At 45.1% G+C, this 7650-nt stretch carries 11 protein-coding genes; 6 read left to right on the forward strand and 5 right to left on the reverse strand.

The window, feature by feature from the left end; translation table 11 throughout:
- Window positions 1-350 precede the first annotated feature (350 nt).
- Window positions 351-1550, forward strand: coding sequence for a lipid-A-disaccharide synthase-related protein (locus tag IM496_RS16855; protein ID WP_287662651.1), 1200 nt, complete (start codon window positions 351-353; stop codon window positions 1548-1550).
- On the opposite strand, the gene IM496_RS16860 is transcribed toward IM496_RS16855, so the two are convergent.
- From IM496_RS16860 to IM496_RS16875, 4 genes are all read right to left on the reverse strand, one after another.
- Complete coding sequence (locus IM496_RS16860) at window positions 1547-3127, reverse strand: glycoside hydrolase family 3 N-terminal domain-containing protein (RefSeq protein ID WP_287662652.1); 1581 nt, start codon at window positions 3125-3127, stop codon at window positions 1547-1549. The genes IM496_RS16855 and IM496_RS16860 overlap by 4 nt on opposite strands.
- Before the next feature lie 201 nt (window positions 3128-3328).
- Window positions 3329-3715, reverse strand: coding sequence for a 30S ribosome-binding factor RbfA (gene rbfA / locus IM496_RS16865; RefSeq protein WP_193956411.1), 387 nt, complete (start codon window positions 3713-3715; stop codon window positions 3329-3331).
- A gap of 41 nt (window positions 3716-3756) precedes the next feature.
- Window positions 3757-3954: a DUF751 family protein gene (locus tag IM496_RS16870; RefSeq protein ID WP_002737592.1), complete on the reverse strand. Its 198-nt coding sequence runs from the start codon at window positions 3952-3954 to the stop codon at window positions 3757-3759.
- An 88-nt stretch (window positions 3955-4042) separates the two neighbouring features.
- Window positions 4043-4945: a hypothetical protein gene (locus tag IM496_RS16875; protein ID WP_287662653.1), complete on the reverse strand. Its 903-nt coding sequence runs from the start codon at window positions 4943-4945 to the stop codon at window positions 4043-4045.
- A gap of 12 nt (window positions 4946-4957) precedes the next feature.
- Here IM496_RS16875 and IM496_RS16880 point away from each other — a divergent pair, with 12 nt between their 5' ends.
- Both IM496_RS16880 and IM496_RS16885 read left to right on the forward strand, forming a co-directional pair.
- A complete protein-coding gene (locus tag IM496_RS16880) occupies window positions 4958-5350 on the forward strand; it encodes a hypothetical protein (protein WP_287662654.1) in 393 nt (130 codons plus the stop codon).
- A gap of 107 nt (window positions 5351-5457) precedes the next feature.
- A complete protein-coding gene (locus tag IM496_RS16885) occupies window positions 5458-5991 on the forward strand; it encodes a hypothetical protein (protein ID WP_287662656.1) in 534 nt (177 codons plus the stop codon).
- A gap of 25 nt (window positions 5992-6016) precedes the next feature.
- Here IM496_RS16885 and IM496_RS16890 read toward each other — a convergent pair whose 3' ends face one another.
- On the reverse strand, window positions 6017-6382 hold the full coding sequence (locus IM496_RS16890) for a hypothetical protein (protein WP_150977862.1): 366 nt from the start codon (window positions 6380-6382) through the stop codon (window positions 6017-6019).
- A gap of 227 nt (window positions 6383-6609) precedes the next feature.
- Here IM496_RS16890 and IM496_RS16895 point away from each other — a divergent pair, with 227 nt between their 5' ends.
- The 3 genes from IM496_RS16895 to IM496_RS16905 all read left to right on the forward strand — a co-directional run bounded on the left by IM496_RS16895 (window position 6610) and on the right by IM496_RS16905 (window position 7591).
- On the forward strand, window positions 6610-6861 hold the full coding sequence (locus IM496_RS16895; RefSeq protein WP_072924165.1) for a DUF2283 domain-containing protein: 252 nt from the start codon (window positions 6610-6612) through the stop codon (window positions 6859-6861).
- 66 nt (window positions 6862-6927) lie between these two features.
- Entirely contained in the window at window positions 6928-7152 is a 225-nt protein-coding gene (locus IM496_RS16900; protein WP_012267820.1) for an AbrB/MazE/SpoVT family DNA-binding domain-containing protein, read from the forward strand.
- A 4-nt stretch (window positions 7153-7156) separates the two neighbouring features.
- On the forward strand, window positions 7157-7591 hold the full coding sequence (locus IM496_RS16905; protein ID WP_287662658.1) for a type II toxin-antitoxin system death-on-curing family toxin: 435 nt from the start codon (window positions 7157-7159) through the stop codon (window positions 7589-7591).
- The last annotated feature ends 59 nt before the right edge of the window (window positions 7592-7650 follow it).

Consider the following 7650-nt stretch of genomic DNA (forward strand, 5'->3'; position numbering starts at 1 on the left):
CTAAGGGACTTGCGTGGGAATAATATCCCAATCGATCGGAGGGCGCAAGCTTTGCGCCCCTACAGTAACGGATTTTGTCCACAATGTAGGGGCGAACTGCGTTCGCCCAAAAGGTACATTATCAAAGCGCAAGTCCCTAATCTCTTATCTCTTAGTCTTGCCTTGGGTCAAATGGTCGTTATCAAGACAGAGATAAGCGATCGGCGAAACCTTCTGGTAGATTAGACTAAATGGGAGTTGGTTAACTGCTTTTATAAAATTGATTGTTCCCTAACCATCAGCATTGTCTAGGGTCGAAGGGAATAAAACAACCGAAGTTTAGGACTTTAAGCCAGAAGTTAAGAAAAAAAGTGAAATTATTATTTTTGAGTAATGGCCACGGTGAAGATGAGATCGCGATCCGGATTATTAAAAGACTGCAATCATCTCCCCACTGTCCGGATATTACTGCTTTACCCCTAGTGGGTAACGGTTATGCTTATACTCGTCTGGGGATTCCCCTTCTCGATCAAGGTCAAAAAATGCCCTCTGGGGGTTTTATCACTGGGGATGCCAAACAATTATGGCGAGATCTGCGGGAGGGATTATTAGGATTAACCTCCCGTCAATACCGTCTGGTCAGAAATTGGGGCCAAGAAGGGGGAAAAATTGTCGCGGTGGGAGATATCTTACCCCTTGCCCTTGCTTGGTTGAGCGGGACAGATTATGCTTTTGTGGGAACGGCTAAATCGGAATACTATCTCCGGGATGAGCAGGGATGGTTAGATAGTAGCTCGATGATCGATCGCCTCTGGGGTTCCTACTATTATCCCTGGGAACGCTGGTTAATGGCTCATCCTCGCTGTCGGGGGGTTTTTCCCCGGGATAGTTTAACTAGCAAAATTTTACAACAGTGGTCAATTCCCGTTGTCGATGGGGGTAATCCGATGATGGATGACCTTTTACCCTCCATAACGGGCGATTTTCCCCAAGATTGCCTAACTATTCTGCTGCTACCCGGTTCGCGCTTTCCCGAATCTCTCCACAATTGGCAGCAAATTATCGAGGCTGTGGCCGCCATGATTGGACGTTTTCCCGATTATAAGCTGGAATTTTTGGCGGCGATCGCTCCTTCTCTCCCCTTGGAATCTTTTACGGCTGCTTTAATTGACCAGGGTTGGGGAGAACATAGCACAAATAAGTTTATTTGTCAAGAGGTATTTATAACTATTTCTCAAACGGATTACGCCGAATATTTAGGCCGTTGCCATCTAGCGATCGCCATGGCGGGAACTGCCACGGAACAGTTCGTCGGTTTGGGTAAACCGGCGATCACAATTGCGGGATCTGGACCACAGTTTACTGCTCATTTTGCCACACTGCAACAGCGTTTATTAGGCTGTTCAATTCTCTTGGGCGATAGTGCCGAGTCAGTGGCAGACAAGTTAGAATATTTATTACAAAATCCCCCAAAGTGGCAAGAAATCGCCGTTAATGGTCGTCAGAGAATGGGGTCGGCCGGTGCCTCCGATCGCATTGCCCAATGGTTACTAGGCAATTTTTGCCCTTAAACGAAAGTATCGGTCTGATTTTCGCCGCTAGTGGGCCACTCAAAAATAGTTTCTAGGGCAATTTTTTGGGCGCTTGGTTGTTGTCCGTAGCTGAAAAGATAGGGAATTTCTCCGCTTTGTTGACGAAACCACTGGAAAACGTAGGGACTACCATAAATAATCAATGCTTGAATCTGTCCGGTTTTCAGCAAAGCTTGATAGATAGCTTTTGTTTCCTCCCCTAATCCGGCACTACCCCGAAAAGGATTACCACGGATAAATATTTGTAGGAGAGTCGTTTCTGGGGAGACGAGGGACTGATTAAAGGTACTACGGTCGATTATTTGCGTTTGATAACCCCATTGTCGGGGCATTGTCACCGCCGGACAAGAGCGATCGAGAAAGTCACAGTTGAGTAAATCATCGATAATGATTAAATTGCGGCCTTGAGTGGCTTTAATGGGTAAATTACCGCTAACTGTTTGGGAATCTTTTAAAATATCGCTGACAATCTCTAGAGCTTGCGGTGCCGCTAAACTGCTTAAGGATTCTAAGGATGGCTGTCTTTGCCCTAATTTTTCCTTTGCTCGTTGAATACGTTGCCAAGAATCATTAATTCTGGCTTCGCTAATTGTACCCGCTTGCACGGCACTATACACCGCTTCGATCGCTTCGATCGGATCGGGAGGCATTAACAGTATATCGGCCCCCGCCTGTACCGCCCTCACTGCTATGGCGGCAGCACTGGCAATTTTAGTCACTCCTCCCATAATCAGGGCATCGGTGACGATTAAACCCTGAAAACCGAGATTTTGGCGCAGTTTTTCCCCGAGAATTTTCGAGGAAAGAGTGGCGGGAAATTCGGCATCCCAAGCGGGAATTAACAGATGGCCTGACATAATACTATCAACCCCCGACTCGATTGCTGCTTGAAAGGGCGGCAATTCGAGCGCTTCTAGGCGATGATGATCGTGGTTGATGATGGGAAGATCGAGATGGGAGTCATTGCTGGTGTCACCGTGGCCCGGAAAATGTTTGGCCGTGGTCAAAACTGGATAGGAATTCGCCCCTAAAATAAAAGCTTGAGCTAGATTAGCGACGATTTCGGGAGTTTCAGCGAAGGAACGAATATTAATAACCGGATTGTCGGGATTATTGTTCACATCGACAATTGGGGCTAAAATCCAGTTAATCCCGATCGCTAGGGCCTCCTTAGCGGTAATTGCTCCCATTTCCCTAGCATATTCTGTGGCTTTTGTCAAGCTTTTTTCGGCTATTTTTCCTAAAGCCATCGGGGGGGGCAACCAAGTAGCGCCAGAAAACCTTTGGCCGACCCCCTCCTCGATATCGGCGGCAATGAGCAGAGGATTATCCCCGGACCAACTTTGTAATTGTTGGCTACGGAAAGCGATTTCGGCGGCGCTACCTCCCAACAGAATCACCCCACCGAGGTGGAGAGTTTCTAACCAATGTTTCAGGGTAGCGTTGACAGGTTCCCAGACAGGATAGCGGATTTGTTGGTCAAAGAGATAGCCGGAAGCGCGGACTACTATCATCTGACCAATACGTTCTTTTAGGGATAAAATGCGATCGCTCACTATTCAGTTATCAGTTATCAGTTATCAGTTATCAGGAGACAGGAGATTATTTTTATTTATTCTCCCCATACCCCAATTCATAATTCATAATTCATAATTCCCCCACTTCCCCATCACCCCACACCCCACTTCCCCATCACCCTCTTTCAAGTCAGGAGACTCCGAGACAGGAGACAGGGAGAAAAAAGACGGCTAATAGTTCTATTCTTCTTCGGAATCGTCATCTTCTGGGGGTCGATCGCTTTTAATATGATCAAGAAGGTGTAACATTCGATCGCCGCGTTCGAGGGAAGAATCTTCTAGGAAGACCACTTCGGGGGTACGTCTGAGACGGATGCGTTGGCCCAGTTCACGCCGGACGAATCCCGCAGCAGCTTTTAACCCGGCCATAGTTTCGGCCTTTGCATCTTTGTTGCCGTAGATAGACACAAAAATCCTAGCGTGTTGTAGGTCGTGGGAGAGATCTACATCGGTAACGCTAACCATACCGGCACCGACGCGATCATCTTTAATTTCCATTAATAACATTTGGCTGACCTCGCGCTTAATTAGCGAGGACACGCGAGATACTCGACGGTCGTTAGCCATAATTTTTGTCCCCTAAAAACAGCGAAACCCTTACCATTGTATCAAGCTAATCCGAGCATGGCTTTGAGGGTGAAATAAAGAAAGGCGAAAGTTCCCCCCAGAAAGCCCACAAGTGCGATCGCTGTGAGGGGATTTTTTAATAAAGGGGCTAACCAGCCGAAAAAGGCGAAGAAAATCCCTAAACTAAAGCTAATCAGATAGCGGGGGTAACGGCTCACGTTATCAAAAAAGTCGCCCATAAATTTTATTTATTATCTTTGTCCGTAAGTAATTATAGCAGTAAGCTTCAATGTTCAAGGGTAATTCGATAATTTCCCCGATTGAGTTTCACTGGGATTGTGGGACATCTGGCGCGAGAATCATCAATTGTCCCTCCTTATCCTCGCGAATGGCTAGAATCGCCGGACGTTCATTTTCTGCCGACTGAGGGGATAACCCGCGAAAAACATAAGTCCAATTGTTATTTTGGATTAATAACCGCCAAACTCGCGGGGGATTAACTTTGCTATCATTCGTTTCTTTTCCCCGCAGCTCTTCGAGTAATTTAGTCTCACCGATAATTCGATAACCTTTGAGAGAAGGATCGGTAAAAACATCCTCCAGATTCCGACCGATCGCTATCTGTTTTTCTGGTAAAACTAAAGTGATAACTGGTAAGGTAGAAGCATCATTAACTGCATCGCGACGGGCATCGATCGATCCCTGAATTCGGGCTAACCAAAAAAGAATAATTAATAGCCAAATAACAGCGATCAAATCTTTTCGGAGAGCTTCAGGAATTCCCCGGACTAATAAACCTAGGAACTGAAATTTTTGATGAAATTTCCGTTTAGATTGACTGACAATTGAATAGGATGGCAGGGGAGACAAAATCCAGAGAGTAAATTGAATCGCAAAGGCAACGGCAACCAGCGCCAGAAACGTTCGCAGCAACGCCCCGAAATCGCCACAGAAGACCTGTATCGGCACGAAAAGGAAGGAACGCAAGGGCAAGTCCAGACGGTTGATCTCAAGGCTAAACCAGCCGAAATAGGCCCACCGATAGATCCATCCCGTAAAATAGAGAAAAATCCCCAGCAAACCGAGAAGACTGGCGAAGGTTCCTAGTATCTGTGTTCCGGGAGGGGGAGAATTCTGATCGCTCACGGCAAAATGTCCCTGATTGGCGTTTTTGATCGCTATCCTACTCGATCGATCGGGTTCTATCGCCAGTTCTTTGTATTTTATCAAGGAGAATAACCCATGTCGATCGACGATCCCCGACAAGTTCGTTTGTTAATTGAGAAAATGGAAGCAAGTTTACCGATCCCCGTGCGTGCAACTCCCGAAACGTTAAAAATAGCTGAAACAAAAGGCGAGCGATACAAACCCGATCACCAGTTTTCGATCGATAAAATTTTCTACACTGGAGACGAGGGGGGAATTATTTGTTCCCTAAAAAATGAATTGGGAAAACAAACGGGTTTTATCTGTTCTTTAACCCATCTACGGATTGATAACGATCATCCGTTAGCGGCGGATATTCAATCCTACCAGAAAAAGCGATCGATGCGGATTGCACTACAGGATGGCAAAACCGGAAAAGCCCTCCGTATTGCCAAACAAAACCGCCCGAACAAAGGTTTCGGAAAGTAAAAATATATTGACAAAAACCGCAGGTTGGGTTACGAGTAGTGCTAACCCACCGCATCCAAGATTGAAAACAGAACCAACCCAATCCCGATCATTCAGGCAAGGTAAAGATGAAAAAACTCTACCCAATAATAACCGCAACTAGCCTAGTTTTTATCGCCTCTCTTGCTGGCTATCATCTACCAGCCACCGGCGATAGATCTCCCGTAATCCCCGTATTCATACCGGATAATACAAAAGTATCTTTAAAAAATGGCGCTTCTCTATCTGGGAGATTAATCAAGTTCGATTCCCAAGCAAAAACGATCGCTTTAGGGAGAGAATCAAAAATAAAAGAAGTGGCAATGAAAGAGATCAAACAGATAGAGTTTCAAGGGAAGGTTATTATCAAAAGCGGAAGGCTTGTTATTCGTGGGGAAGGGGGATCAAGCAATCCAAACCAGAATAGACAAAGCTGGACGGAACCCCTACAGAACTTCAAAATTGTTGATGTTAATGAAGGAAAAGCGGAAGTAACTTTAACCTCGCTAGATTCTCCAAAAATAAGAGGAATCGAGCGTGTAGCCCTTAACAGTTCCTACGTTGTTGAGGAAATTAAATTTAACCCCTCGGACAAAATTGAGATTCAAGTAAACCCCCATTAAAATTCACAAAAAAGAGGTCTATTTTTTAGGCAATTAAAGAAGACTTTAAATGGGAAAGTTGGCTGATGTATTGTTCGATTGTTTTTGGTGATAGTGGATCGTTTAAGGTCGAATTAGCGAGGTAAAAAATGATGTCATTGATGATATCTTCCTCATCTATTTTATAGGCGATATCTTCTCTGCATTCGATGGCATCGGCCCAGTTTTCTAGGTCGGTGGCAGATAGAGCGTTATTGAGATAGCGATCAAGAATATCGATCAGATGCTCTTTTTTTAGGGTGATAATTGCTTCGCTACTGTCCCAAGGAAAGGTTTTTAGGATAGGGAGGATAGTTGATAAGGGTTGGTCAAAGTTGACTAGGGCGTTGAGGTATTCTTGTCTATTTTTCATGGGTATTTTTGTTTGATGTGAACAGTATAAGTAGGTGGGTGAAATTAAATTGAAAATGGATTTTAGGTTCGATCCCCCCTTAGTCCCCCTTGATAAGGGGGGTGCCGGTCCCCCCTCCCCTGCTCCCCTTGATAAGGGGGGTTTCTGATAATTTTTAACGCCTACCTACTTAGTAATTATAATCTTTTAGTAACTGTCCATTTTGAACGCCGATTAAAGGGGAAACTATGAAAATAAACTATGATCGAGCCGCTAATGCCGCTTATATTCGTCGTTTTGAGGGAAAGGTTATTGATTCTGAGGAAGTAGCGCTGGGGATTATCTATGATTACGATGAGACGGATAGGATTGTAGGGATTGAGATTTTAGGAGTCAAACAGAGAACGGCCGAACGATTCAAAAATATTGATTTTCCGTTGGAAGAGAGTGAAAAACAAGAGATTAGACAATGGTTCGGAAAGTTAATACTAAATTGTTAAGTGATGTGAGAAATTCAGGAAATATGGGAGGTGCTATAATTGATATATTTACTCAGTCAAAAAACGATGATTAAGTTAAAAGTCACAACGGTAGGGAACTCTATGGGGGTGATTTTCCCGAAAGAGTTGGTGGAGAAGCTGCGCCTTAGTAAAGGCGATATGCTCTACGTCTTGGAAACGCCGAATGGCTTTGAGCTTACACCCTACGACCCCGAATTTGTCCAGCAAATGGAAGTGGCGGAGGAAGTGATGCGCGAAGACTGGAATGTTTTGAGAAAGCTGGCAACTTAGGCTCATGAACCAGCTAATCTGGATAGCTGATGGGGTAGCTCTCGCGATTCATCACCACCAAATAGCCGAGCATGGTGGATTAGAGGGTATTCGAGATGAGGGGTTGCTAGAAAGCGCACTTTCCCGACCGCAAAATTTTCTGGCTTATTCTGAGTCGCCTCCTGACATGGCTTCTTTGGCAGCAGCCTACGCTTATGGGATTGTCAAGAATCACCCTTTTGTAGATGGGAATAAGAGAACGGCCTATGTAGTGACGAGGACTTTTCTGAGGCTCAATGGCTACGATCTTCAAGCTTCTAGTCAAGAAAAATACCAGATATGGATCGATCTTGCTGTTGGTAAGCTTTCAGAGGAACAATTAGGGACTTGCGCTTTGATAATGTACCTTTTGGGCGAACGCAGTTCGCCCCTACATTGTGGACAAAATCCGTTACTGTAGGGGCGCAAAGCTTGCGCCCTCCGATCGATTGGGATATTATTCCCACGCAAGTCCCTTAG

The organism is Microcystis sp. M049S2 (genome assembly GCF_020245625.1).
Taxonomy (GTDB): Bacteria; Cyanobacteriota; Cyanobacteriia; order Cyanobacteriales; family Microcystaceae; genus Microcystis; species Microcystis ichthyoblabe_A.